The sequence below is a fragment of the Campylobacter concisus genome, from assembly GCF_902460705.1.
GTDB lineage: Bacteria > Campylobacterota > Campylobacteria > Campylobacterales > Campylobacteraceae > Campylobacter_A > Campylobacter_A concisus_Z.
The window spans coordinates 673,900-700,130 of sequence record NZ_CABPUP010000001.1 but is presented as its reverse complement, the minus strand read 5'-3'; the positions used below and the strand labels follow the sequence as shown (position 1 = coordinate 700,130).

Annotated in this window: 23 protein-coding genes; 13 read left to right on the top strand and 10 right to left on the bottom strand. The window is 40.8% G+C overall.

Annotated elements, in window-relative coordinates:
- Window positions 1-31 precede the first annotated feature (31 nt).
- The 5 genes from nifJ to F3G75_RS03340 all read left to right on the top strand — a co-directional run bounded on the left by nifJ (window position 32) and on the right by F3G75_RS03340 (window position 8,982).
- The gene (gene nifJ, locus F3G75_RS03360) at window positions 32-3,634 is read left to right on the top strand and encodes a pyruvate:ferredoxin (flavodoxin) oxidoreductase (protein ID WP_149716557.1); all 3,603 of its coding nucleotides are present in this window, start codon (window positions 32-34) and stop codon (window positions 3,632-3,634) included.
- A gap of 134 nt (window positions 3,635-3,768) precedes the next feature.
- Window positions 3,769-4,275 (top strand): DNA-deoxyinosine glycosylase, encoded by a 507-nt coding sequence (locus tag F3G75_RS03355; protein ID WP_149716556.1) that lies wholly within the window; start codon window positions 3,769-3,771, stop codon window positions 4,273-4,275.
- A 105-nt stretch (window positions 4,276-4,380) separates the two neighbouring features.
- The gene (locus tag F3G75_RS03350; protein ID WP_149716555.1) at window positions 4,381-5,526 is read left to right on the top strand and encodes a toxin-antitoxin system YwqK family antitoxin; all 1,146 of its coding nucleotides are present in this window, start codon (window positions 4,381-4,383) and stop codon (window positions 5,524-5,526) included.
- Window positions 5,527-5,850: 324 nt separating this feature from the next.
- On the top strand, window positions 5,851-7,245 hold the full coding sequence (gene dcuC / locus F3G75_RS03345; RefSeq protein ID WP_149716554.1) for a C4-dicarboxylate transporter DcuC: 1,395 nt from the start codon (window positions 5,851-5,853) through the stop codon (window positions 7,243-7,245).
- Window positions 7,246-7,254: 9 nt separating this feature from the next.
- On the top strand, window positions 7,255-8,982 hold the full coding sequence (locus F3G75_RS03340; protein WP_149716553.1) for a gluzincin family metallopeptidase: 1,728 nt from the start codon (window positions 7,255-7,257) through the stop codon (window positions 8,980-8,982).
- A gap of 9 nt (window positions 8,983-8,991) precedes the next feature.
- Here the strand turns inward: F3G75_RS03340 and F3G75_RS03335 are convergent, their stop codons facing one another.
- From F3G75_RS03335 to F3G75_RS03295, 9 genes are all read right to left on the bottom strand, one after another.
- Window positions 8,992-9,414, bottom strand: coding sequence for a threonylcarbamoyl-AMP synthase (locus tag F3G75_RS03335; RefSeq protein ID WP_021091590.1), 423 nt, complete (start codon window positions 9,412-9,414; stop codon window positions 8,992-8,994).
- Window positions 9,411-10,298: a DMT family transporter gene (locus F3G75_RS03330; RefSeq protein WP_149716552.1), complete on the bottom strand. Its 888-nt coding sequence runs from the start codon at window positions 10,296-10,298 to the stop codon at window positions 9,411-9,413. Before F3G75_RS03330 ends, F3G75_RS03335 begins: the two co-directional genes overlap by 4 nt.
- A gap of 5 nt (window positions 10,299-10,303) precedes the next feature.
- Window positions 10,304-10,981, bottom strand: coding sequence for a DUF799 domain-containing protein (locus tag F3G75_RS03325; RefSeq protein ID WP_149716551.1), 678 nt, complete (start codon window positions 10,979-10,981; stop codon window positions 10,304-10,306).
- Window positions 10,971-11,375: a DUF4810 domain-containing protein gene (locus F3G75_RS03320; RefSeq protein WP_149716550.1), complete on the bottom strand. Its 405-nt coding sequence runs from the start codon at window positions 11,373-11,375 to the stop codon at window positions 10,971-10,973. Before F3G75_RS03320 ends, F3G75_RS03325 begins: the two co-directional genes overlap by 11 nt.
- Complete coding sequence (locus F3G75_RS03315) at window positions 11,360-12,028, bottom strand: CsgG/HfaB family protein (protein WP_149716549.1); 669 nt, start codon at window positions 12,026-12,028, stop codon at window positions 11,360-11,362. The genes F3G75_RS03320 and F3G75_RS03315 overlap by 16 nt, the downstream gene beginning before the upstream one ends.
- A gap of 47 nt (window positions 12,029-12,075) precedes the next feature.
- A complete protein-coding gene (locus tag F3G75_RS03310) occupies window positions 12,076-13,434 on the bottom strand; it encodes an MATE family efflux transporter (protein ID WP_149716548.1) in 1,359 nt (452 codons plus the stop codon).
- A 78-nt stretch (window positions 13,435-13,512) separates the two neighbouring features.
- Complete coding sequence (locus F3G75_RS03305; protein WP_103638087.1) at window positions 13,513-14,844, bottom strand: acetyl-CoA carboxylase biotin carboxylase subunit; 1,332 nt, start codon at window positions 14,842-14,844, stop codon at window positions 13,513-13,515.
- On the bottom strand, window positions 14,844-15,296 hold the full coding sequence (accB, locus tag F3G75_RS03300; protein ID WP_149716547.1) for an acetyl-CoA carboxylase biotin carboxyl carrier protein: 453 nt from the start codon (window positions 15,294-15,296) through the stop codon (window positions 14,844-14,846). The genes F3G75_RS03305 and accB overlap by 1 nt, the downstream gene beginning before the upstream one ends.
- A gap of 125 nt (window positions 15,297-15,421) precedes the next feature.
- Complete coding sequence (locus tag F3G75_RS03295; protein ID WP_149716546.1) at window positions 15,422-16,264, bottom strand: DUF3737 family protein; 843 nt, start codon at window positions 16,262-16,264, stop codon at window positions 15,422-15,424.
- Window positions 16,265-16,383: 119 nt separating this feature from the next.
- Here F3G75_RS03295 and dcd point away from each other — a divergent pair, with 119 nt between their 5' ends.
- The 8 genes from dcd (at window position 16,384) to F3G75_RS03255 (ending at window position 24,315) form a co-directional block, all read left to right on the top strand.
- Window positions 16,384-16,944: a dCTP deaminase gene (dcd, locus tag F3G75_RS03290; protein ID WP_021091674.1), complete on the top strand. Its 561-nt coding sequence runs from the start codon at window positions 16,384-16,386 to the stop codon at window positions 16,942-16,944.
- Window positions 16,945-17,161: 217 nt separating this feature from the next.
- The gene (pseB, locus tag F3G75_RS03285) at window positions 17,162-18,157 is read left to right on the top strand and encodes a UDP-N-acetylglucosamine 4,6-dehydratase (inverting) (protein ID WP_149716545.1); all 996 of its coding nucleotides are present in this window, start codon (window positions 17,162-17,164) and stop codon (window positions 18,155-18,157) included.
- Window positions 18,154-19,266, top strand: coding sequence for a UDP-4-amino-4,6-dideoxy-N-acetyl-beta-L-altrosamine transaminase (pseC, locus tag F3G75_RS03280; RefSeq protein ID WP_149716544.1), 1,113 nt, complete (start codon window positions 18,154-18,156; stop codon window positions 19,264-19,266). Before pseB ends, pseC begins: the two co-directional genes overlap by 4 nt.
- A 2-nt stretch (window positions 19,267-19,268) precedes the next feature.
- Complete coding sequence (pseF, locus tag F3G75_RS03275; protein WP_149716543.1) at window positions 19,269-19,946, top strand: pseudaminic acid cytidylyltransferase; 678 nt, start codon at window positions 19,269-19,271, stop codon at window positions 19,944-19,946.
- Entirely contained in the window at window positions 19,947-20,819 is an 873-nt protein-coding gene (gene pseG / locus F3G75_RS03270; RefSeq protein ID WP_149716542.1) for a UDP-2,4-diacetamido-2,4,6-trideoxy-beta-L-altropyranose hydrolase, read from the top strand. It abuts the gene before it with no gap.
- Window positions 20,804-21,262, top strand: coding sequence for a UDP-4-amino-4,6-dideoxy-N-acetyl-beta-L-altrosamine N-acetyltransferase (gene pseH / locus F3G75_RS03265; RefSeq protein WP_149716541.1), 459 nt, complete (start codon window positions 20,804-20,806; stop codon window positions 21,260-21,262). Before pseG ends, pseH begins: the two co-directional genes overlap by 16 nt.
- A gap of 3 nt (window positions 21,263-21,265) precedes the next feature.
- The gene (pseI, locus tag F3G75_RS03260; RefSeq protein ID WP_149716540.1) at window positions 21,266-22,297 is read left to right on the top strand and encodes a pseudaminic acid synthase; all 1,032 of its coding nucleotides are present in this window, start codon (window positions 21,266-21,268) and stop codon (window positions 22,295-22,297) included.
- Window positions 22,294-24,315: a motility associated factor glycosyltransferase family protein gene (locus F3G75_RS03255; RefSeq protein WP_149716539.1), complete on the top strand. Its 2,022-nt coding sequence runs from the start codon at window positions 22,294-22,296 to the stop codon at window positions 24,313-24,315. Before pseI ends, F3G75_RS03255 begins: the two co-directional genes overlap by 4 nt.
- A gap of 292 nt (window positions 24,316-24,607) precedes the next feature.
- Here F3G75_RS03255 and F3G75_RS03250 read toward each other — a convergent pair whose 3' ends face one another.
- Window positions 24,608-26,113 (bottom strand): flagellin B, encoded by a 1,506-nt coding sequence (locus F3G75_RS03250; RefSeq protein ID WP_149716538.1) that lies wholly within the window; start codon window positions 26,111-26,113, stop codon window positions 24,608-24,610.
- Between the last annotated feature and the right edge of the window lie 118 nt (window positions 26,114-26,231).

The following is a 26,231-nucleotide window of genomic DNA, read 5'->3' as shown; positions in this document are numbered from 1 at the left end:
TAAAAAACATAAGAAAATTTAAGGCGGAAAAATGGCTAAAATAATGAAAACTATGGACGGAAACGAGGCTGCGGCGCACGCGGCTTATGCATTTACGGAGGTTGCGGGCATCTACCCGATCACTCCTAGCTCGCCGATGGCTGATTACACCGATATGTGGGCGGCTCAGGGCAAGAAAAATCTATTCGGCATGCCCGTTAAAGTCGTCGAAATGCAAAGCGAAGGCGGAGCTGCGGGCACCGTGCACGGCTCGCTGCAAGTGGGCGCGCTAACTACGACATACACGGCTTCGCAAGGTCTACTTCTAAAAATCCCAAATATGTACAAGATCGCAGGCCAGCTGCTTCCCGGCGTCATACACGTGAGTGCGCGCTCTATCGCGGCTCAGGCGCTTTCTATCTTTGGCGATCATCAGGACATTTATGCCTGTCGGCAAACGGGATTTGCGATGCTAGCAAGCGGCTCTGTGCAAGAGGTCATGGATATCGCCGGCGTCGCGCATCTAGCTGCGATCAAGGGTCGCGTGCCATTTTTGCACTTTTTTGACGGATTTCGTACGAGCCACGAGATACAAAAGATCGAGGTTCTTGACTACGCGCACTTTGATAGGCTGCTAGACCGCGAGGCGCTGCAAAAATTTAGAGACGAGGCGTTAAGCCCAGAAAGCCCGAAGACTCGCGGTACGGCGCAAAACGACGATATTTATTTCCAGACGCGCGAGCTAGCTAACCGCTACTACGACGCGATTCCTGATATCGTAGCGGACTATCTAAAAGAAATTTCAAAAATCACTGGACGCGACTATAAACCGTTTAACTACTACGGCGATCCGCATGCTACGCGCGTCGTGATCGCGATGGGCTCTGTCACGCAAACTCTAGAAGAGGTCGTCGATCACCTGCGTGCAAAGGGCGAAAAAGTGGGCGTGCTAAAGGTGCATCTATACCGTCCGTTTAGCCTAAAATACCTCTTTGACGTGATGCCTGAAACGGTAGAAAAGATCGCCGTGCTAGACCGCACGAAAGAGCCTGGAAGCCTCGGCGAGCCGCTATATCTGGACGTCAAGGCGGCATTTTACGGACGCAAAAATCAGCCCGTGATCGTGGGCGGCCGCTACGGCCTAAGCTCAAAAGACGTCGATCCTGCGCAAATACTAGCCGTCTTTGAAAATCTAAATTTAAGTGAGCCAAAAAACGGCTTTACCGTCGGAATCGAGGACGACGTGACCTTCACCTCGCTAAAAGTCGGCGAGAAAATTTCGCTAAGCGACGCAAGCGTGAAAGAGTGCCTATTTTACGGCCTTGGCGCGGACGGTACCGTTGGGGCGAATAAAAACTCCATCAAAATCATCGGCGATAAAACTGAGCTTTACGCGCAGGCGTATTTTGCCTACGACAGCAAAAAATCGGGCGGCTACACGCGCTCGCATCTGCGTTTCGGTAAAAACCCGATCCGCTCGACCTACCTCGTCTCAAATCCTCACTTCGTAGCCTGCTCGGTCGCGGCGTATCTTGAAATTTACGATGTCATAGACGGTATCCGCGAGGGCGGGACGTTCCTGCTAAACTCGATCTGGGACGCCGAGCAGACGGTCGCTAAACTGCCGAATAAAGTAAAGAAAATTTTGGCCGAGAAAAGAGTAAATTTCTACATCATCAACGCCACCAAGCTAGCTCGCGAGATCGGGCTGAAAAACCGCACGAACACCATTATACAGTCGGCGTTTTTTAAGCTAGCTGACATCATCCCGTTTGCCGACGCGCAAAAATACATGAAAGAGTACGCGCACAAAGCCTACGCCAAAAAGGGCGAAGCGATCGTAGAGATGAACTACAAGGCCATCGATATGGGCGCGGATGGGCTGGTTAAGGTTGCGGTTGATCCTAGCTGGGCAAATTTAACGGATGACGCGAGTGCGGAGGAAAAATACGTCGGCGACGAATTTATAGAAAAAATCGTCAAGCCTATAAACGCCGCCAGGGGCGATAGCTTGCCCGTTTCGGCATTTGTGGGCTTTGAAGACGGACACTTTAAATCAGGCACCACGGCCTACGAAAAACGCGGCATCGGCGTAATGGTGCCAAAGTGGATCGAGAGCAACTGCATCCAGTGCAACCAGTGTGCCTTCGTCTGCCCGCACGCGGTCATTAGGCCATTTCTCATCGACGAAAACGAGCTCGCCGCCGCGCCGCAAACCGTGCAAGATCGCGTCCTAGACGCCAAAGGCAAAGAGACAAAAGGACTAAAATACAAAATCCAAGTTAGCCCGCTTGACTGCACGGGCTGCGAGCTGTGCGCTCAAATTTGTCCGAGCAAGGAAAAATCACTCGTCATGGTGCCGCTAGCCGAGGAAATGGAGCGACACGAGCAGGAAAACGCCGATTATTTATTTAAAAAAGTAACCTACAAAGACGACCTGATGAGCAAAGATAGCGTCAAGGGCGTGGGATTTGCGCAGCCGTTATTTGAGTTTCACGGTGCATGCCCGGGTTGCGGCGAGACGCCTTATATCGGGCTTGTGACGAGACTGTTCGGCGACCGTATGATCGTGGCAAACGCCACCGGATGTAGCTCGATCTACGGCGGCAGCGCGCCTTCGACGCCTTATACGACGAACAAAGACGGCAAGGGCGTAGCGTGGGCAAACTCGCTGTTTGAGGATAACGCGGAGTTTGGTATGGGTATGAACGTCGCGGTAGAGACGCTTCGCCACCGTATCGAAGACGTCATGCTACGCACTAAAGACGCCGCGCCAAATGCACTAGCTGCGCTATACTCCGACTGGATCGCGCATAAAAACGACGGCGAGAAAACGACGCAAATCGCTAAAATTTTAACGCCGATTTTGGAGCAAAATTTAAGTGTAGAGGGCGTAAAAGAAATTTTAGAGCTAAAAAGATATCTCGTCAAAAAATCACAATGGATCATCGGCGGCGACGGCTGGGCGTACGACATCGGCTTTGGCGGTCTTGACCACGTACTAGCTAGCGGCGAGAACGTAAACGTGCTCGTGCTTGACACCGAGGTCTACTCAAACACCGGCGGCCAAAGCTCAAAATCAAGCCGCGCTGGCTCTATAGCACAGTTTACCGCTAGCGGCAAGCCGATGCAGAAAAAAGATCTTGGCTACATCGCGATGACCTACGGAAATATCTTCGTCGCGCAGATCAACTCAAATGCGAGCCAGGCAAACACGATAAAAGCCATCGCCGCAGCCGAAGTCTACGACGGACCTAGCCTCGTGATCGCGTATTCGCCGTGTATCGCGCACGGTATAAAAGGCGGCATGGCCTACTCCGGCGGTCAAGGCGAGCTAGCGACTAAGTGCGGCTACTGGCCGACCTACATCTATGATCCGCGCCTAATCAAAGAGGGCAAAAATCCGCTCAAAATGACCTCAAAAGAGCCGGATTGGTCGCTTTACGAGGAGTTTTTGCTAAACGAGGTTCGCTACAACTCGCTTAAGAAAACCAACCCGCAGCACGCAGACGAGCTGCTGGCTAAAAACAAGGCCGACGCGCAAAGACGCTACCGCCAGCTAAAACGCCTAAGCTTGGCTGATTTTAGCGACGAGATCGAGTCTGGCATGCCTGAAAGCGCCGAGGATGCCTCTGTTGGTACCACAGCCGAGTAAGGCGCAAATTTCCCTCGCTCAAATTTGACGGGCTATGGAAAATATCTGTAAATTTAGCCGCTCGTTTGGGCGGTTAAATTTGCTTTCAAATTTGAAAATTTTAAATTTAACGCGGCAAATTTAAAAGGCGCAAAATGAGCCAAACCCATCCTTTTAAACCTATTTTCGATAAAAACTCTAAAATTTTAATCCTCGGCTCCTTCCCTTCCGTCGTTTCTCGTAAATTTGGCTTTTACTACGTAAATCCGCAAAATCGCTTTTGGCGGGTGCTGGCCGGGATTTTAAACGTTCCGCCGCCTGTTAGCACGGATGAGAAGATAAAATTCCTGCTCGCTCACCGCATCGCTATCTACGACGCTGCGATCTCGTGCGAGATAAAGGGCTCGAGCGATGCTAAAATGACCGCCGTCGAGCCCGCAAATTTAGAGCCGATTTTTAGCGGCGCGCGCATAGCACAAGTTTACGCAAACGGCGGTAAGGCGCACGAAATCTGCGAAAAATACCTAAAAAATCAAATTTTAAATGCAACGGGTAAATCGCCTGTCAAGCTACCGTCCACGAGCCCAGCAAACGCAAATTTTAGCTTTGAAAGGCTAGCGCGAGAGTGGAAGGTTGTCGCGGAGGCGCTAAAAGACGGCTAAATTTGACGCGAGCCTTTAGTCTAACTCATCCGAAATAATCGTGCCTTCACCTTAAATTTAGTTTCGAATTTTAAAATTACCCAAATCAAACAAAGTAGGATAACCGTGAAAATCCTAAAATTTCTATTTTTACTTCCGCTTTTAGCCATCGGTGCGCAGGCCTTGGAGCCAAAAATCGTAATGAAGCCCGAAGCGAGCCTAAAAAACGGGCTTTACTACGTAAAAGGCAAGCTCTACGACGGCACGCTTAAGATGCTTCGATACAGCGCCGAAGACCTATACGGCGTAAATGCGATGGGCATGGTCTATCCGAGGCTAAAACCGCTACCGCCCACGCTTATACGCGAGATAGACGTGCAGGGCGGCACGGCGGTGCGATATCGAGACTATTTTGACGGCAGAGACAAACCCTCAAACGAATACCCCCTAAAAAACGGCGTCCGCGAGGGCACGGCTAAGCACTACCACGCAGATAGCGGCGCTCTGATGGGCGAGAGCGAATACAAAAATGACGTCCGCGACGGGCGCTACCGCCGCTACTACTTTGACGAGGGCGGCGCGTTAAAGCAGGAGGGCGTTTTTAAAGCGGACAAGCGAGAGGGCGTATTTACCGACTATTACGTTAGCGGTGAGGTTAGCGCGCGCAGTCCCTACGCGGGCGGGCTGCGAAACGGCGAGGACGTAGACTACTACAAAAGCGGTAAAATTCGAGGCGTGCGAACCTACAAAGATGGCAAGCGAGAAGGCACGGAAAAATGGTACTACGAAAGCGGCGCCATGGAGGAGACGGGCGAATACAAAAATGACCGGAAACAAGGCGTTTGGAAGCGATTTTACGAAAATGGTAAAACGCGCGTGGTAGAAAATTACAAAGACGGCGAAAAGGACGGCGTCGCGCGCGAATACTACCCAAGCGGCAAGCTACGAGGCGAATACGAGTACAAAGACGGCCGCCAAACGGGTGCGGGGCTAGACTACTATGAGAGCGGGGCGCCGGCCGCAAAGGTAATGTTTAAAAACGGGCGCTATGACGGACTATACGAGGAGTATCACAAAAACGGCGCGCTAAAGGCCAGAGTGATGTTTGAGGACGGGCTGGAGGTCGGCACCGCAAAACACTACTACGCAAACGGAACGCTCGAAGCCGAGGGGGAGTTTGAGCGCGGTAGGCTCATCCGAGCTAAAAAATACGACGAATCGGGTAAGCTAATCAGCGATAAGTCTGATAGAAACGGACTGCCGAGGGAGTAAATACTAAAATAAGTTACTACTGGCATCATTTGAATATTTACCAAATCAAATATTTACGTCCTTTTGTATTTTGCATATTTTAATTAGCTTTAAATCACACTACAATAGTCGCACTTAATATTAAAATTTTTATATTTATCTTTTGCATCTTAGTCATAAAAGTAGCAATCTAATCTATAAAATTAATAATATTTTTATAAATAAAAGCGAAATTTCAATATAACAAGTAGTATAATTGCAAGCATATAAATATTATTTTTTATATTTTAAGTGTATTTTTGATTTTTGTATTCTGGTTTTTAAATATCTTAATAAGGAGCAAAAATGCATACTCTTGGTCTAATCATAGCTCTACTTACGCTTTTTGTTGTAGGCTGGGCGATTTTAAAAGGCAAATACGCCACTTTCGTTCTTTTACTATCTGGTGTTATCATGCTTGTCTCTTCAGTCATTCTTGATACGGGAGAATTTTTACCAGAAAAGGTAAAGAGCACTGGAAATTCCTTACTGGATGTAGTTGAGTTTATCCACTATATGCTCTCAAATAATTTTTCACAACTTGGACTTTTAATCATGTTAATGGTCGGTTTTGCAAGTTATATGACCCATATCGGAGCAAATCAAGCCTTTGTGGGCATCGCCACAAAAAGGTTTAAAGCCATAAAAAGCCCATATTTTATGATATTCATAGCTTTTTGCGTAGCAAAACTTATAAGCATGGTCATAACCAGTGCGGTTGGACTTGGCGTGCTTTGTCTTGCACTTCTTGGACCAGTTCTTATATCACTAGGACTAAATAAACTAAGCGTTGGTAGTATTTGTGCGATGAGCGGAGCTAGCTCAATGGTACTTCTTGGCTCATCGACAGCTGCTGCTGCAAAAGCAACTGAACTCGAGGTGCTTGATTATGTTTTTATCTATAAAATTCCAGCAGCTCTTCCAACTGTGCTCGTGATCGGCATTGCATTAGTTCTTTGGAATAGATACTTAGACAAAAAAGAAGGTTGGGTTTGTAGCGAGCATGTAGGAGAGAGTATTAGTTTTGACGATAAGGTGGATGTTCCAAAAGAGCAAGCACCTATGATCTATGCTCTTTTACCATTTTTACCGATGATTTTAGTAGTAGTTTTTTCGCCATATTGTTTAAAAACTATAAAACTAAACATATCAAGCGTCATAATCCTTTCTATGATAATTGCTATGGTTTTTGAAGCATTTAGACATAAATTTAGCTTTGAAAAGCTTGGTGAAGGGCTAAAAGTATTTTTTAATGCCATGGCAAAAAGCTTGAGCGGTGTTGTTATGCTAGTTGTAGCAGCTGGTATATTTGCTGAAGGTTTTAAGGCTCTTGGCATGCTTGATGCTATTGTAAATTTGGCAAAAAGCATAGGCTTTGGAGGGCTTGGCATGTCTATACTTTTTGTATTTATAACAACTATTGTTACAATCATAGCTGGCTCAAATGGTGCAAGTTTTTATCCACTTTTAAACATGGTGCCAAATATAGCTAAGAGCTTAAACATCAACTCTGTTATGCTCGTGCTTCCTATGCATCAAGCCTCCACAATAGCTAGACCACTTTCACCTGTCTCTGGCGTAGTGGTAGCCATTTCAGGAATGCTTCACATTAGCCCGCTTTCTCTAATTAAAAGATGTAGCGTGCCAGCTATTTTAGGTCTTATAAGCCACCATATATTTGTTTTTTTACTATCATTTTAAGGAGAAAATATGAGATGGAGCTTTGATGATTCTTACGTAGATTTTGATAACGAAATTTTTACCTCATCGTTTGAAAATCTAAAAGCACAAAATGAAAATTTGGTTAAATTTTTAAACAATAGCGAGCTTACCAAAGCTATCATCTCATACGAAGAAGCATACAAAGAAGCAGCTAGCCTACTCGCATTTTGTCGTTGCAAAAGTAGCGATAATACAAAAGATGAGCTAGCTAGTAAATTTGAGCTAAAAATAAAAGAGCAAAAAGCTAAACTTGATACGGCAAAGGAGCTACTTTTTGATAAATTTGATAGCCTAAAAAGTGATGATAAAATTTTTCAAAGCGCTCAATTTAAACATATAAAATTTCTATATTTAGAGCATAAAAATAGTAAGAGTAAAATACGAAAAAAGAGTGAAAGAGATTTTTTTGCAAATTTAGCGCTCACAAATTTTTTCCCACTTTTTACAAATTTTAGACATCTAAATAATTTAATAAATATCTCTGCTGCCAATAAAAATGCAAAAACACAAAGCTATAATCTTGCAAAATGTATGGGTATATTAAAAGGATCAGATGATGAAATTTTACGCAAAAATGTGTTTGATGCTCTGAGTTCTCACTATGATAAATTTTCCGATCTTTATCTTGATATCTTAAATATGCTTCATGGATTTAGACTGGCTAAATTTAAGGCAGCAAAAGTTGATTTTTTAACTCCAAGCCTTGAAGAAAATAAAATGAGCCTTGACACTTTAAACGCCATGCAAGAAGCCATTAGCAAAAGAGTGGAAAAAATAAGAGAATGCGTAAGAGTAAGAGCTAGCTTTTTAGGTGGTAAAAGTATGAGAAGTTGCGATCTTTTGGCACCTTATCCACTTAGTAAGCACAGTGAAATTTCTCATGACGAGGCTATTAAAATCATCAAAAAAGCATTAAAACCACTGGGCGAAGATAGTTTTATAAAGCTTATGATAGACAAACACTGGATAGAAAGCGATGTGCGAGAAAATAAAGCTGGCGGAGCATTTTTTGTAAGTTTGCCAAAATTTAAGCAACCAAGAATTTTTACCACCTACATGAATACTCTTTCACACTTAATCCAGCAAGCACATGAGCTTGGGCATGCTTGGCACTACTATTTGATGCGTGATCTTCCTGTTTTAAGCGCAAATTTTCCAATGAGCTTAGCTGAGAGTGCAAGTACATTTAATGAGACTCTTTTACGAAATGAGCTAAAAAAAGATGACTCACTTAGGGTAGAAATTTTATGGCAGGAGCTAAAAAGTGCTGCAAATTTTTTACTACACATAAGCGTTAGATACGAGTTTGAAACTGGTTTTTTAAAACTGCGACAAAAAGGTCAAGTAAGTAAAAAAGATGCAAATGATCTTTTAAAACAAGCTTGGGATAAATTTTATAAAGATAGCACAAGCGATGTTGAAGAATTTTTGCCATATTTTAAGCCACATTTTTATAAAACAGATAACTACATTTACAACTATCCTTATAGCGTTGGCTATCTGCTATCACAATTTTTTCTAAGTGAGTTTAAAAAAGATGAAGCAAAATTTTGCAAAATTTATAAACAATTTTTAATAGAGTGTGGCACAAAAAGCGTGGAAGAGCTAATGAAAAAACACTTTAAAAAAGATACAACAAAGTGCGAATTTTGGCTGATTGGCATAGATGAAGCGCTAAAAAATTTAGATGAGTTTAAAAAGGTAGTGGCCGTATAAATTTACTAGTTATCTTAAACGTTTTATTTTTTTTCGAGAAATTTTATAAATTTTTGATGGAGCATCTTCAAAAAAATGATCATCTACTATTTCATCAGCCACGCTCATAGCCCAAGCTTCATTAAAATTTTGTCCATTTTTGTTCGCACTACTTGAATAAAGCCAGTCAAATTTAGCTAAAAATTTTTCGTGCTCGCACTCTTTTACGACTCTAATAGCCTTTAAATTTGGATACAAAAATGTGGCTTTCCTTGAACGGCGTATAAAATTTTTATATTTTTTTGGCACTCTAACAAGCTCATTTAAAACGCTAAATTTCGCTGTCGTGATAAGGCAAGGTTTATTCTCATCACGCATTTTCGCCTTATTTATCTCTTTATAATCTTTACTCAAAAAGCCAGCTGTCGTATCGGTTTGTGCTAGAAATATCATAATTTTTCTCTTTTTGATAGTAAAAATATACAAGAGATTATTAGAGCAAATCCTAAAAAATCCCAAAACACAAATTTTGTCCCAAGCCAAAAATAGCCAAAGAAGGCCGCACTTAGTGGCTCTATGCAAGCTAATAAACTAGCTTTTGCTGCTCCTATGAGCTTAACACCTATCATATAAAAGCTAAATGCAAAAATGGTGCCAAGCGTAATAACAGCAATAAATGCCAGCCATTGATTTATACCATTAAGCCCAGCAAAATCCCAAACTCTCATATAGCAAGCAAGCACTACCCCGCCCATAACCATACCCCAGCCAAGCGTGAGAGTGACTGAATATTTCGTATTTAGCCTTGCTGGAGCTAGGTTATAAACGCAGACGCAAACGGCGCTAACTAAGCACCAAAATAGCGCTTTTGGCGAAATGACAAGAGATGAAATTTGCGCATGTGTGCTCAGGAAAAATACGCCAAGCATTGCTAAAAACAGAGCTAAAATTTCAAGTGGTCTTGGTGCTCGCTTCTCTTTTAGGCAGATGACGGCTAGGATGAGAACTGGCGCGGTGTATTGAATAACAGTCGCTACTGCGGCATTTGAAAGCTCAATGGAGTAAAAGTAGGCATACTGCGTCATCATAAGCCCAAGCAAAGCATAGACTAAAAACTCACCAAGAAGCTTTATATCTTTAATCGGAGCAAAAACGGTACTTGGTTCTTTAAAAGCATAAAAAATTACAATAACAATGCCAGCTAGCATCAGTCTATATGGCACTAAAAAATCAGAATTTATACCAAGTGAAAATAGATATTGCCCACAAACCCCACTAAATCCCCAAAGGATACCGCCAACTAAAGTAAGGAGTATCCCAAGACGATGAGTATTCATTAAATTTATCTATCTTTATGAAGCTGTGCATCTTTGCCATAATACGGCGAATATGGTCCATAAAGTATGCAGTTATGGCAATCTCTTGAAAATAAATAAGCATCTGCCATTACTGCTAGATCGTATGATCTATCTGAGATGGTATTTGCCACCTGTGAGATGACGGCTGAGACTAACATGCCAAGTAGGCTACTTTGGCCACTACTGCTATCTTCTGCTGCCATAGCACTGCCTTGCCAAAGAGTAGCGCCGCTTTTTATATCAATAAGCTTTGCTTCAAGGACAACCTTTGTTGAGCTTGAGATAACCGCATAGCTCGTACCATAATCTTTTATGTTTATGTAAAGCACACTATCAGCATGGAAAATTTTATCAAGCTTATTTAGTGGCACGGCTGCGATCTCGCTTGGCTCGGTTATACCATTTAGCTTAAAGGTATCATTTACAAGAGCCACTGGAAATACATAGTATCCTGCCTCACTTAGTGGCGCGACTGCATTTGCTAAAACTGCTGCTGGGCCTGAAATTTCTGTACTATCATTTGTTGGCATAAGCACTAAGATAGAGTGAGGTCTTTTTTGTAAAAATTCTGAGTAGTCGTACGGCTCAGGCTCTTTTATAGAGCAGCCCGTAAAAAAAACTACCAAAAATATAGCGGCCATAAATTTAAGGCTATTTTTCATTATTTGCCCCCTCTTTTTGCTCTGCTTTTTTTGGAGCTAAATTTTTAGAGCCTTTGATGAAATTTATATACTCCCTTGACTCTGGGAAATTTTGTGCCTCTTTGTCAAAATTTGCATTTGCAGCGCCTAGATTTCCGTTATTTAAGTATAAAAGTCCAAGGTGTGCGTATACGCCAGGAGCGATCTTGTAACCCTTTTGTATTGATATCTGCACCAAATTTTCTAAGCGTGAAATTTGCTCGTTTGTATCGCCCTCTTCATTTAGGTAGCTATATAGCGAGCTACTATATGATCCGTCCCAATAATAAAGTGATCTTGGGCCGTTTGAATGACCGCAACCCGCTAAAAATAGCACAAAAAGCCCAAGGCTTGCAAGCCCTATTTTACTTGCCATGCTCCGCTTTCTATGCCATTTACTAGATTATTTACCGCTTCAATAATAGCAAGGCTTAGTACTTTGCCATTTAGCGTAGAGTCGTATCCTGCTGTACCGCCAAAACCGATGATCTCTCTGTTTGAAAGGGTGTATTCGCCAGCTCCGCTAACCGAATAAACTACCTCTGCAGTCTTTGTATCAACAACGTTTAAATTTACCTTTGAGTACGCGGTTTGTTGTTTGCCTTTGCCAAGTATGCCAAATAACTGATGATCACCTGTTGTCTTACGACCAAATTCTGTCACATCACCAGTGATCACATATCGTGAGCCTTTTAAATTTTGAGCCTCTTTACTTAGCTCGCTCTCTTGTTTGATCACTTTCATATTTGATCTATCAAGCACCAAAAATCTACCACTTTGCTGTAAATTTGTGATCAAAATACTTTGGGCTTGGTTACCAAGCCTATCCTCGCCATCAGCAAATACACCATTTTGGTAAGCTGATTGATTATTAAATCGACCTATCGAAACTGAAATTTTTTGGCCATTGTAAACTGTGCCGTAGCTTGCTACTTTTGGAGTCTCGACAACTCTTGAGCTCTCACTCGCACATCCAGCAAAAAGAGCTGCCGTAAGCAAAACTGCACCAAATTTAAATACATTTTTCATTTTTTATCCTTTGCGACAAAATCGCTTGTATATTACTAAATTTCTTTTTAAATAGCTTTAAATTTCATCCATGTGCCTTTTAAGTATCTAATCGTAAAAAGCACCGCCTTTACGGTCCAGTCAGCAAACATTGCAAACCAAGTACCTATCATGCCAAGATCAAATGTGAGCGCAAAGACATAGGCCAAGATGACTCTACAAGCAAACATACAAACTAAATTTACAATCATCGGATATTTAGCATCCCCTGCAGCACGAAAAACGGTCGGATATGTGTAGGCAAGTGGCCAAATAAGACACATAGCGATACCGTGATACCAGACGATCTGCCTTGTTAAATTTATGGCTTCGCTTGAGAGATTATAAACCCTAAGCAGTGGCTCAAGAAGTAGTAAAATCACAGCTGTGCTAAAAAGCTGGACAATATAGATGCTTATCATCGATTTTCTTACGTAAAATTTAGCCTGAGCAAAGTCGTTTGCGCCAACGCACCTTGAGATAACTACACTAAGTCCTGTGCCTATCGCCATGCCAGGGAGTACTTGAAACATCACGATTGTCCCGCCCACGGCATTTGCAGCGATACTTGCTGTGCCAAAGAGTGAAATAAGGCTCAAAACGATGATGCGACCCACATAGAACATCGAATTTTCAAAGCCATAAGGCACACCGATATTTAAAATTTTCTTGATGATCTCGTAGTCAAATTTATAGATAAAGCTCTTTCTTATGTGAAGTTTTAGCCTTATATCAAGAAGCAAATAGACTATGACAAAGCAAGCAAGCATCTTGGCTATAAGCGTGCTAATGGCGATACCTAAAATGCCAGTATGAAATGTATAAATACTAATGGCAGTTAGAAGTACATTTAATAAATTTGCAGCCGCCATAATATACATAGGAAGCTTCGCGTTTGACATCGTACGAAAGATCGCCGCAGCTGCTGCATAGACAGCCAAAAATGGCGCGGAAATGGCAGAGAAAACAAGATAGTGACTAGCATCATGCCTTACTTGCTCACCAATATCGCCAAAGACATAATCTAGGATAATATCTTTTAAAACTATGATGACCGCTGCGATAAAAAGGGCAAAGATAAAACTAAACCAAACGAGCTGATTTGCTGTGATTTTGGCGTTGCCACTTTGTTTATTGCCTAGATACTGGCTAGCAGCCACTGAGCCGCCAGTAGCGATAGCTGTAAAAATGCTAATAAATAGCGCCATGACAAATTCCACAAGACTAATCGCACTTACAGCGCTTTCACTAACACTTGCTGCCATTAGCGAGTTTGCAAGCCCTAGGCTATACTCTAAAAACTGCTCAACCGCAATAGGGAAAAATAGCTTTGCAAGGTCGGCATTTGAGAAAAATTTTGTATTTTGATCTTTGATTTTGTTTACCATGCTTCCCCTAAGATAAACTTAAAAATTTTAATATATTTAAGCCAAGATCTGCTTTTTGCAAATCCTGACTTAAAAATTTTAGTGTCTTGAAAGATAGTTTGTATCGTAGTTGTTGCTTAAAAAGTCTTTGTTTTCCATCATGGCGATGTGAAAATCTTTTGTTGTTTTGATGCCGCTTATTATGAGCTGATCAAGAGCAACTTTCATCTTGTGAATGGCTCTGTTTCTATTAGTGTCCCAAACAACAAGCTTTCCGATCATACTGTCATAATACGGCGGTATAGAGTAGTCTTGGTAGATGTGGCTATCCATTCTCACGTTGCGGCCGCCTGGGCAGACATATTTTGTGATCTTGCCAGGGCACGGAGTGAAGGTATTTGGATCCTCAGCCGTGATCCTGCACTCGATCGCATGGCCTTTTAGCTCGATGCTCTTTTGTGACGGTAGCTTTTCGCCCTCGGCCACTTTTATCATAAGCTCGATGATATCAAGCCCACTTACCATTTCGCTAACTGTGTGCTCGACCTGAAGCCTTGTGTTCATCTCGATGAAGTAAAAGTCTAAATTTTTATCAACCAAAAACTCAAACGTACCAGCTCCCTCGTAGCCGATCGCTTTTGCTGCTTTTATGGCAGTTTCATGTAGCCTCTCCCTTGTTTTTTCATCAAGCAAGATAGCTGGGCTCTCTTCGATCAGCTTTTGGTGGCGACGCTGCATAGAGCAGTCGCGCTCGCCTATGTGAAGCACGTTGCCGTGGCTATCGCCGATGATTTGAACCTCGATGTGACGTGGATTTAGGATATATTTTTCCATATACATTGTGCCATCGCCAAATGCACTCATCGCCTCGCTCTCAGCAGACCAAAACGCTTTTTCTAAATCAGCCTCTTTTTCAACCACGCGCATACCACGTCCGCCGCCGCCTGCCGCAGCTTTTAAGATGACAGGATAGCCGATCTTTTTGGCTAACTCTTTTGCAGCTTTTGTATCAGCCACAGCGCCGTCTGAGCCAGGGATGACTGGCACGCCAGCTCTTTGCATGACCTGTTTTGCCTTGCTCTTGTCGCTCATCAAAGCCATCGCAGCAACGCTTGGTCCTATAAATTTGATCTTGTGGTGTGAGCAAATTTCAACAAAATTTTGATTTTCACTTAGAAAGCCATAACCTGGAAAGATAGCGTCTGCTTCGCTGATCTCAGCTGCGCTTATGATAGCTGGGATATTTAGGTAGCTGTCGCTTGAGCGCTCTTTACCGATACAAATAGCCACGTCAGCGTATTTTACGTAGAGTGCGTCTTTGTCGGCAGTTGAGTAGACTACAACGGCCTCTTTACCCATCTCCTTTATCGTTCGCAAAGCACGAAGAGCGATCTCGCCGCGGTTTGCGATTAAAATTCTTTTTAATTCCATTAATTTTTCTCCACGCCAAATAACGGCAATCCAAACTCAACTGGCTGTCCGTCAGAGACTAGCATCTCAGTGATCTGGCAGTCAAACTCAGCCTCGATCTCGTTCATGATCTTCATAGCTTCGATGATGCCCACTACATCGCCCTTTCTCACTCTTTGGCCTGCTTTTACAAATGGTGCAGCGCCTGGGCTTGGAGCAGCGTAGAAAGTACCTACCATAGGAGATTTTATGCTATCTTTTGGCGAATTTGCAGCTGGTTTTACCTCTGAGCTAACGACAACATTTACAGGTGTTGGTGCTGGAGCTGCTGCTTGTACTGCCGGCTTAGTAGGTGCACAATAATCTGCGAATTTCTCTAGCTCAACTTCAAAATCACCGCTTTTTATCTTGATATGATTCATCTCCATATCATTAAAAAATTCGATAAGCTCTTTTATGTCTTCTTTTTTCATAGAAATTTCTCCTAATTTTTTATATAAGCGTCTAATTGTAGCGAAAAATAGATAAAAAAAATTTTTATAAACAAAAACAAGAGTTCAAGATCGCTCTTTTAGCTCAGCTAGTTTAAAAATATTTTTTATTTTTGTGCGGTAATTATCTTGATATTTTTAGTATCAACTAAACTTTCATCGATAATTATTTCATCTATTTGTTTTGCTATTATCAGGCCGCTTTTAGGATTTTTTATACTTTTTATCGCTCCGTTTATGCTCACATCAACACTTGAATACTCAAACGCAAGACTTGTATCCATAAAAATGCAATCTTTTACGACCAAATTTTCCACGTAACAAAGGGCTTGTAAGCTCTTTATCATGCAGTTTATAAGCGTCACATTTTTTGAGTTCCAAGCTAGATATTCACCTGAGATGAGGCAGTTTTGTGCGGTCACATTTTCACAGTTCCAAAAAGCATCTTTTGAGATGAGTTTTGAGTTTGTGATGCGAAGGTTTTTGCAGCTATCAAAGCAGTAGTTTCCGTCTAAATTTAGCCCATCGATCTCTAAATTTTCGCTATTTGCTCCGAAGTAATCGCCCCTGGCAAAGACATTTTTTATCTTCACATCCGTGCATCCCCAAAGTGTTTCACTAGCATCTGAAAAATTTATATTTTCTAGCGAAATTTGCGAGCTTTTTCTAAAGCTTTTTGGGGCGTTGACGACGGCGTCCTTGAAGCTTAAATTTGTACTGTACCACATGCCAGCCCTTGCTAGAGGCTCCAAGTATCCGCCATTTAGCGTGATACAATTTGCGTACCAAAGTGGATATTTGTAGGCAAAAACGCACTCATTTAGCTTTAAATTTGAGCTGTGTTTTAGCGGCGACTCGCCATCTTCAAAGATGCAGTTTGTAAAATTTACACTTTTTGCCCCAAACATCGCACGCTCGCCAGTAAAAATTTCTGCATTTTTCTCTTGCATTTTTGTCCTTTATTAATTTTTACTGTTAAAATTATACTAATTTTCATCTAATTTATTCGCTTTATTAAATTTACTTTAAAGACGCAAAGCGTTATAATCTCCGTCAAAAAGGAACAAAAATGGGCTTAAAATCAGACTCTTGGATAAGAAAAATGTCGGTTGAGAAAAATATGATAGTGCCATTTGCCGAGGAGCAAGTGGGTCGTGGCGTCGTTAGCTACGGCGTTTCTAGCTACGGCTACGATATCCGCGTTGGTGATGAGTTTAAAATTTTTACAAACATCGGCGGAACCGTGGTCGATCCGAAAAATTTCGACGAGAAAAACGTAGTCGATTTTAAGGGCGATGTCTGCATCGTGCCGCCAAATTCATTCGCTCTAGCGCGCACTATCGAGTACTTTAACATGCCTGATAACGTGCTAGCGATCTGCCTTGGCAAAAGCACCTACGCTCGCTGCGGGATCATCGTAAACGTCACGCCTTTTGAACCTGGATTTAAGGGGCATATCACGATAGAAATTTCAAACACGACGCCACTTCCTGCAAAAATTTATGCGAATGAAGGCATCGCGCAGGTGCTGTTTATCGAGGGCGATGAACCTTGCGAGGTAACTTATGCTGATAAAAATGGCAAATACCAAGCTCAAGAAGGCATCACACTACCAAGAATTTTGAAGTAATTTTTTAGCCTTTGCGACCTTGCAAAGGCTAAATTTAAACACTGCTTTTATAATTTCCTCTAAACATTAATTAAAATTTGACGAAATAGAATCTAGAAAGATAAAAATTTTTTTAATAAATTTTAAAAATTTGGCATAGCTTTTGCTTAAATTTTTATAAAATACAATTTAGATTTAGCTATTTATACCCCAAAAATAGTTAGTAAAGGGCGCAATAATGTTTAATGATAAATCAATACTAATCACCGGCGGAACAGGAAGTTTTGGTAAAAAATACACCGAAATTTTGTTAAAAAAATACAAGCCAAGAAGGCTAGTTATCTACTCACGCGACGAGTTAAAGCAATACGAAATGGCTCAAGTCTTTAAAGATAAAGCGATGCGTTTTTTCATTGGCGATGTGAGGGACTATAAGCGCTTAAGAACTGCGATGAACGGCATAGACTACGTCATCCACGCAGCTGCGATGAAACACGTACCAATCGCAGAATATAACCCAATGGAGTGCATCAAAACAAACATTGACGGCGCTCAAAACGTCATCGACGCCTCTTTGGAGTGTGGCGTTAGTAAGGTCATCGCTCTCTCAACCGATAAAGCTTGCAATCCTGTAAATTTGTATGGAGCCACAAAGCTAGCAAGCGATAAGCTCTTTGTTGCTGCAAATAATATTGTTGGGGATAAAAAGACAAGATTTAGCGTCGTAAGATATGGAAATGTCGTTGGCTCTCGTGGATCAGTCGTACCGCTCTTTAAAAAACTGATCGCACAAGGTGAAAAAGAGCTTCCTATCACGCATGAGAAGATGACTAGGTTTTGGATCACACTTGAGCAAGGTGTAAATTTCGTCCTTAAAAATTTTGAGAGGATGAAAGGCGGTGAAATTTTCATACCAAAGATCCCATCGATGACGATGGTGGATCTCGCAAAAGCTCTTGCACCAGATATTGGCGTCAAGATCATAGGCATTCGCCCAGGTGAAAAGATGCATGAGATGATGATCTCAAGAGATGATGCGCATCTTACATACGAATTTGATGATTACTACGTTATTAGTCCGTCTATTCAGTTTTTAACAGCACAGGACTTCTCGACAAATGCCCTTCATCAAAAGGGCAAACCAGTGAGCGAAGACTTTGAATATAGCTCAAATACAAATAAAATTTGGCTCGATAGAGCAGGTCTTCTTGAGATGATAGGAGATGCTAAATGATCCCTTATAGCCGTCAGCAGATCACAGAAGAGGACATAAAGGCGGTCACTGATGCCTTAAAAGATGACATCTTAACAGGTGGCCAAAAGGTCAGTAAATTTGAAGAGGAGCTGGCAAAGTATGTTGGAGTGAAGCACGTGATCGCTATGAACTCAGCCACTTCGGCCCTTCACGTAGCCTATCTTAGCCTTGGCGTAAAGGCTGGCGATGAAGTGATCACGACACCTATCACCTTTGCAGCCACTGCAAATGCAGCTTTGATGGCAGGAGCGCAGGTCAAATTTTGCGATATAAAAGCAAATGGCAACATCAATGAAGAAAAAATTCCAACTCTAATCACTCCAAAAACAAAGGCAATAACTGCGGTTGATTACGGTGGCAATCCAGTGGAGCTAGATAAGATCATAAATTTAGCCAAAAAGCATGGCATAAAAGTGATAGACGACGCCTCTCACGCCCTTGGCAGCGTGCAAAAAGGCGTAAAAGTGGGCGTTAAGGCTGATATTAGCATATTTAGCTTCCACCCGGTAAAGCCTATCACCACGCTTGAGGGCGGTGCACTTGCTACAAACGACGATGAGCTAGCAAGGCTAGCAAGACTATATAGAAGCCACGGCATCGCTAAAACAAAGCTTTGGGATAGCGACATGAGCCTACTTGGATATAACTACAGGATAACAGACGTAGCCTGCGCTTTGGGGCTTAACCAGCTAAAAAGGCTAGACGACTTTATCGCTAAAAGAAACGAGATAGCTAAATTTTATGATGAGAAATTTAGCGAGTGTGAATATTTTAAAATCATAAAAATTCCAGCAAATACAACTAGCTCAAGACACCTATATCCAGTGCTTTTGGATGAGAAATTTTGGGATAAAAAAGAGCAAATTTTTGAAGCACTCTTGCAAAAAGACGTTGGCGTGCAGGTGCATTATAAGCCAACATATAAATTTAGCTTTTATAAAGCTCTACTTGGCGAAATTTCACTGCCAAATGCGGAGAAATTTTATAGCGCCGAGCTTAGCATACCTTGCCACCACGGAATGAGTGTGGATGATGCTAAATTTGTCGCAAGCACGCTTTTTGACGTGCTAAAAAGCTTTAGCGAGTAAAAATGATCTGCATCATACCAGCAAGAGGCGGCAGTAAGAGAATACCTGGCAAAAACATAAAAGACTTTTTAGGCAAGCCTTTAATCGCTTATAGTATCGAGGCTGCGCTAAATTCTAAAGTTTTTAGCGAAGTGATCGTAAGCACTGATGACGAAGCGATCGCAAATGTGGCTATGGAGTTTGGGGCTAGCGTGCCATTTTTTAGAGAGGCGAGCCTAAGCGACGACTACGCAACTAGCACCTACGTGATAAAAGATGCGATAAGGCGTGTAAATTCTAGCTTTGACGTCTGCTGCCTTTATGCTACAGCACCGCTTATAAGGGCTGAAATTTTAAAAGAGGCCGCAGGAGAGTTTAAAAAGCAGGAGTGTAAATTTTTATTTTCAGCGACTGAGTTTGATTTTCCTATACAAAGGGCGATAAAGCTTGACGAAAACGCTAGAGTTAGCATGTTTTATCCGCAGTTTGAAAAGACGCGCTCACAAGATCTTGAGCCTGCGTTTCATGACGCTGGGGCCTTTTACTTTGGTAAAAAAGAGGCTTGGTTGGAGTGCAGCGCTATCTTTGCGCCACATTCAAAGGCATATTTACTGCCACGAAATTTAGTCTGCGACATCGATACGCTAGAGGATTTTGAGTTTGCTAAAAAGCTTTATTTGATAAATAATGGAAAGATTTGATTGAAAGAATTTAAAGGACTTCCCCTGCTAAAAACGCTCGTGCGCGCTGATAGTAGCAGCAAGATAGGACATGGGCACATCAGGCGAGACCTTTTGCTTGCTAAAAAATTTAACGACATCTCATTTGCGTCTTTGAGGCTAGATGGTGACATTTTTGATGAGATAAACTACCCTAAATTTACCCTAAGAAGTAGCGATATAGATGAGCTTTGCGAGCTTATAAATGATAATAAATTTGAACTTTTCATCATCGATCACTACGGTTTTAGCTTTAAAGACGAAAGAGCTATAAAAGAAAAAACTGGCGTTAAAATTTTATCGTTTGATGATACTTATGAAAAACATTTTGCAGACTATATTTTAAACGTAAATTTATATGCGCAAAAGGCAAGATATGAGGAGCTGGTAGAAAAAGGCTGCGAGGTATTTTGCGGAAGCGAGTTTTTGCTAGTTAGAGATGAGTTTTATAAAGAAGCGCAGGTAAAAAGGGAGAAAATTTACGACTACGCTATCATTCTTGGAGGCACTGATATTTCAGGTCTTGGCACTAAAATTTCAGAAAAACTGCTCTTAAAAGGGCTAAAAACAGCCGTCATAACAACTAGCGGAAATAAAAACTTAAGCGCCCTAAAAGAGCTATCAAGTAAGAGCGAAAATTTTAGCCTTTTTGTAGATAGTAAAAACGTAGCAAGGCTGATGAACGAGGCCAAAATGCTCATCATAACAGCAAGCTCGCTTGTAAATGAAGCTTACGTTTTGGGAGCTAAATTTAAAGCCATTTGCGTAGCTGATAATCAAAAAGAGATCTTTGCTTGGCTAAAAGAAAACGGATATGAAGCTTACTGGGGAGATGAAATTTGCTCGAGCTTATAAATTTTACCTCACTTAGTGGCGAGCAAAAGCTGATGATCTTAAAGTGGCGAAACGACGAGCGTATAGCCAAATTTATGAAAAACAAAAGCGTTGGCAAAGAGGAGCATTTTGCTTTTTTAGAGAGATTAAAGAGCATTCAAGATAAGATCTATTTTTTAGTAAAAGATGAGAGCGAATTTATCGGAGTGGTGAGCTTTGTTGATATAACGAAAGAGAGTTGCGAATTTGGCGTTTATAAAAACCCAGAGCTAAAAGGAGTGGGCAAAAAGCTACTTGATCTCATAAAATACTATGCGTTTTTTACATTAAAAGTTGGCTCGCTAAAGGCAAAAGCTTATAATAACAACGAAAAAGCGCTCGCACTTTATGAAAATTTCGGCTTTAGTATCTACGCAAAAGATGACGAGTTTAGTTACCTTGAGCTTAAAAATAAAACGGACTAACGGATGAAAATAGGAAATTTTGATACAGACAAAAAGGTCTTTATAATAGCAGAGCTTTCTGCTAATCACAGTGGTAGCCTAAAAACGGCGGTAGATACGATAAAGGCGGCTAAGCGCGCTGGAGCTGACGCGATAAAGCTTCAGACATATACGCCTGATAGTTTGACTCTAAATTCGCACCTGGACGACTTTGTCATTAAGGGCGGACTTTGGGACAAGAGAAATTTATACGAGCTTTATCAAGAGGCGCTAACGCCAAAAGAGTGGCACGCCGAGCTTTTTAAAGTAGCAAAAGAAGAAGGACTTGTCTGCTTTTCAAGCCCATTTTGCAAGGATGACGCCAACTTTTTAGAGCAGTTTAATCCGCCAGCTTATAAGATAGCAAGCTTTGAGGTGACGGACTATGATTTTGTAGAGTTTGTGGCCAAAAAAGGTAGGCCCATCATCATCTCAACTGGTATAGCCTATGAAGAGGAGATAAGAGATGTGGTACAAATTTGCAAAAACGTAGGCAATAACGATATCGCCCTTTTAAAATGTACTTCAAGCTACCCAGCGCCGCTAAATGGTATGAATTTACAAACGATAGCCAATATGAGAGAGAAATTTGGCGTAGAGGTCGGCTTTTCTGATCACACATTAGGCGTGACAGCTCCAGTTGTTGCGGTTAGTTTGGGTGCTAGAATAATTGAAAAGCATTTTATACTTGATAAAAGCGTAAAAAGCGTTGATAGCGCATTTAGCCTTGATGAGAGCGAATTTGCCCTTATGACAAAATGCGTTAGAGAGGCTGAGGAGCTTTTGGGTGTGGTAAACTACGAGCTAGACGAAAAAGCAGCTTTAAACAGGAGATTTTCACGCTCACTTTATGCAAGCGCAGATATAAAAAAGGGTGAAAATTTTAGCGAGCAAAATATAAGGAGCGTGCGTCCAGGGTACGGCCTGCACCCTAAATTTTTAAAAGAGCTGATCGGCAAAAAAGCAAAAAGAGATATAAAATTTAGCGAGAGATTAACAAAGGAGGATTTGATATGAATAACAAAAACGATAAGGCATCTAATAAAAAAGCGAAACCATCTAAAGACAATGTATCAAATATACAAAATCCTATCTTTCAAAAAAATCTTCAAGCACTATTTCAGCAAGATGAAATTCTAGCAGCTAGACTTTGGTCTATTGCTGGAAATGAAGATTATGAAATTTTTATAGGGAAAGACCCAATTGATATAAATTTAATAAACAAGCATACTTTTAAATATATCTATGAAAATCCTGGAGCAGATATTTTAAAGCTACTTGAAGATATAGAAAGTGACTATAAACGTTATCCGATACTATTTTTTTATGGACTAGGCAATGGCGTACTCTATAAAGCACTAGCAAAAAATGAAACACACCAAAAAATCGTAGTCATAGAGCCAGAGATCGAGATCATATATCTTGTTTTAAACGTCATTGATCTATCAAATGAACTAGAAAGTGGACAGGTAATACTTTTTTATTCAAAATTTGCAACCTATACGCATTTTTATTATCTGGTTACAGAAGCAAAACTAAACTCATATGCAAAAACCTATGATAATCTTATGATTCATATGCCTTTTTATGATCAATTTGAAGAAGACTACATAAGAATAAATAAAGAGATTACAAGAGCATTTTCTCAAATAGTAGTTGCTCACGGCAATAGCATAGACGATCTTTTATTAGGCACAAGACAAAATTGCGAAAACTTGGTACCGATGATTAGCAATTACTGCTACACAAGTCTTGTTAAAAAAAGATATGGTCTTATGGATACAGCTATAATTGTATCAACTGGCCCAAGCCTAGATAAACAGCTTAATACGCTTAAAAAATTTGCTCCATATGTTAGCATTATAAGTGTTGATGCCTCTTATCCAATCCTTGCAAGGCATGATATCAAGCCTGATTATGTAATGTCGATTGAAAGAATAGAACCAACCTCTAGTTTTTTTGAAAAAAAACATCCAAATATTGATGACAATATACACTTTATTGTTGCCTCAGTTACACACAAGCAAACCATTAAAAATATCTTGCCAAGAAAACTAGTACTAACCATGAGACCTCAACAAGAGGAGTATATGTTTGGCCTAAAAAGATATGGATATTTGGGTGTGGGACATAGTTGTGCAAACATGGCCTACCAGCTAGCCTATGTCTTAGGACATAAAAATATCGTTTTCATAGGACAGGATCTAGCATTTAGTAAAGATGGGGCGAGCCATGCAAAAGGTCACGCTTTTGCACAAGCGGATGAAAATATACATGTTAAAGCTTATGGCGGAGAGGGAGAGGTTAAAACAACATATGTTTGGACTCTATTTAAAAACCAGTTTGAAAATGACATCGCCCAATCAAGCTTAGAGAATATAAAATCATATAACTGTACCGAAGGTGGTGCTAGAATAGAAGGCACTATAGAAAAGCCGTTTTTAGAAGTAATGCATGAGCTTTGCAAAGGCAAAGAGATTAAAAAACTGCCTAATATAAAAAAAGATAGTGAAACGACGGTAAATAAAAACCTTTTAAAAGCTTATAAAGTCATACTTGCAAAAATAAAAGCTCAAAGTGAAGTCAAGCAACAAATAGAAAAAGTCTTTTTAGAAGTAGTGCCTAGTATAGACAAATTACTTGAGCTTAATAAAGAAAATAGAATAGAAAAAAAGCACTTTAATGAGCTTCTTAAAATAACAAAAAAGATAGATAAGCTAAAAGATGTAATAGCAAAACGTAATTACCAAAAATATGTAGATAATATATTGCAAATTTCAGTCTACTATCAAGAACTTGAGCTTGCAAAAATTTCTGTAGCGCCAAGTGACACAACTATCCAAAAAACCAACAAGCTTCTTATGTGGGTAAATATGCACAAATACTGGATGTTCTCTGCAGCTGGGGGTCTAAATGCTGATATTGAAGTTACTAAAAAAGCTTCGAAAGCACTTGTTGCTGAGCTTAAAAAAAGAAAACTAATAACTAAAAATGAGATAGGAAGTGCAAAAGAAAATTTTATACTGAGTATGTAAACCAACTTGTAAAGTAAAATTATTTTACTTACGGTCTTTTTACTTGGCTTACTAGTTTTAGTAAGCCTCTATCATGTTTAAAACCCTAGATCAAAGAAGATAAAATAGATACATGAATTATATTATTTTAGTATATAAAACCCCAAAGCTAAGCTTTGGGGCGTGGGTTTGCGTATTGTAAAAGCATTAACACTCTTAAGGCTTTGTACTACAACAAAGCCTCTACTTAAAACCTTAATTAACTACTGTAGTAGCTTCATTACGTTTTCAAGGAAACTTCACTCAGCTCCTACTATTGTAGAAGCTTCATTACGTTTTGTTGAACGCTGTTTGCTTGGCTCATAGCATAAGCACCTGACTGAGCTAGGATATTATGTTTTGAGAAGTTAGCAGACTCGCTAGCAAAATCTACGTCTCTAATTTGAGATTCTGCTGATTTTACGTTAACTTGAGTTACAGTAATGTTATTAACTGTAGCTTGAAGTTGGTTTTGAACTGAACCAAGGTCTGAACGAACTTGATCAAGTGTTTTTTGAGCTGACTCAGCGATACTCATAACAGCCATCGCACCACGAAGTGTCATAACACCAGCAGATTGAGCTACTGATAAAGCTCCACTCATTCTTTGGAAGCCCATAGCAGTTGCTAGGTTTTTATCTATTTGGCCTCTTATGTCTCTTAGTGATACTGATTGTTGAGCACCACCATTGGCAGAGAATGCTAACGATAGTTTAGCAACGCCACCAGCATTTAACTTAATATCTCTACCATCAAGGCGAACTAGGTTTAGTCTACCTACGAAACCGGTTAAAGATGTACCTTTACCAGCATTACCTTTACCACCAAGACCTTTTGAGATATCTTTACCACTTGCTACGATAGCACGGCCATCGCGGCTTGTTAGTACCATTTTGCCTGTTTCAGCATCAACAGAAGCTTCAACGCCAGTTTGATCTTTTACAGAGTTGATAGCATTTACAAGCGCACCGTTTGCATCATTTGCTTTAACTTCCAAGTCGCCGATTTTAACACCGTTGATTGTTAAAGATTGTATCAAACCACCAGCGATAGCGGCACTAGCTTTCCAAGTAACGTCAGCTGTAGCTCTAACGCCAGTTCTATCAGCAACTTTGTTGATATTCTCAGCTAAAGAACCAAGTCCTTTACCTATACCTGTTGAGATAGTAGCAGCTGTAACGCCAACATCATTTACACCATCAACGTTTAAGAATTTAAGATTTACTACACCCATAGCTGTAAGTAGTCTTGAGCTCTCAAAACGTGTAAGGCCTATCTTATCAGACGTAGTCGCACCAATACTTGCTTTAACAGTTTGGTTTGAGTAAGCACCTATTTGGAATTCTTTATTAGAGAATGTTCCGTTTAGTAGTTGCTGACCGTTAAATGAAGTAGTGTTACCGATATTGTCAAGCTCTTCCATTAGACGAACGATATCAGCTTGCAATGCTTGGCGTGATTGAGTTGTTTGGCCGTCTTGAGCTGATTGAGTAGCTTTTGTCTTGATAGTATCAAGAATTTTTAGCTGCTCGTCCATAGCTTTATCGGCAACTTGAATGATACCAATAGCATCATTACCATTTGCAATAGCTTGACCTAAAGCTGAAGCTTGACTTCTTAAACTATCTGCAATAGATAGACCTGAAGCATCGTCTGCAGCTGTTTGAATCCTAAGACCTGAGCTAAGTTTGTTAAGTGACTTAGATAGGTCAGTGTTGTTGCTAACTGCGTTAGCATGTGTGTTAAGTGCGTTTACGTTTGTGTTAATACGAAAACTCATTGTAAATCCTTTTAATTTTTTAGTTACGACTTCTTGTCGCACAAAAACTATATCGTGAAATTTTCTAAAAACTTTATAGGCATGAATGAAAAAATTTTTAAAATAATGAAGACGGATT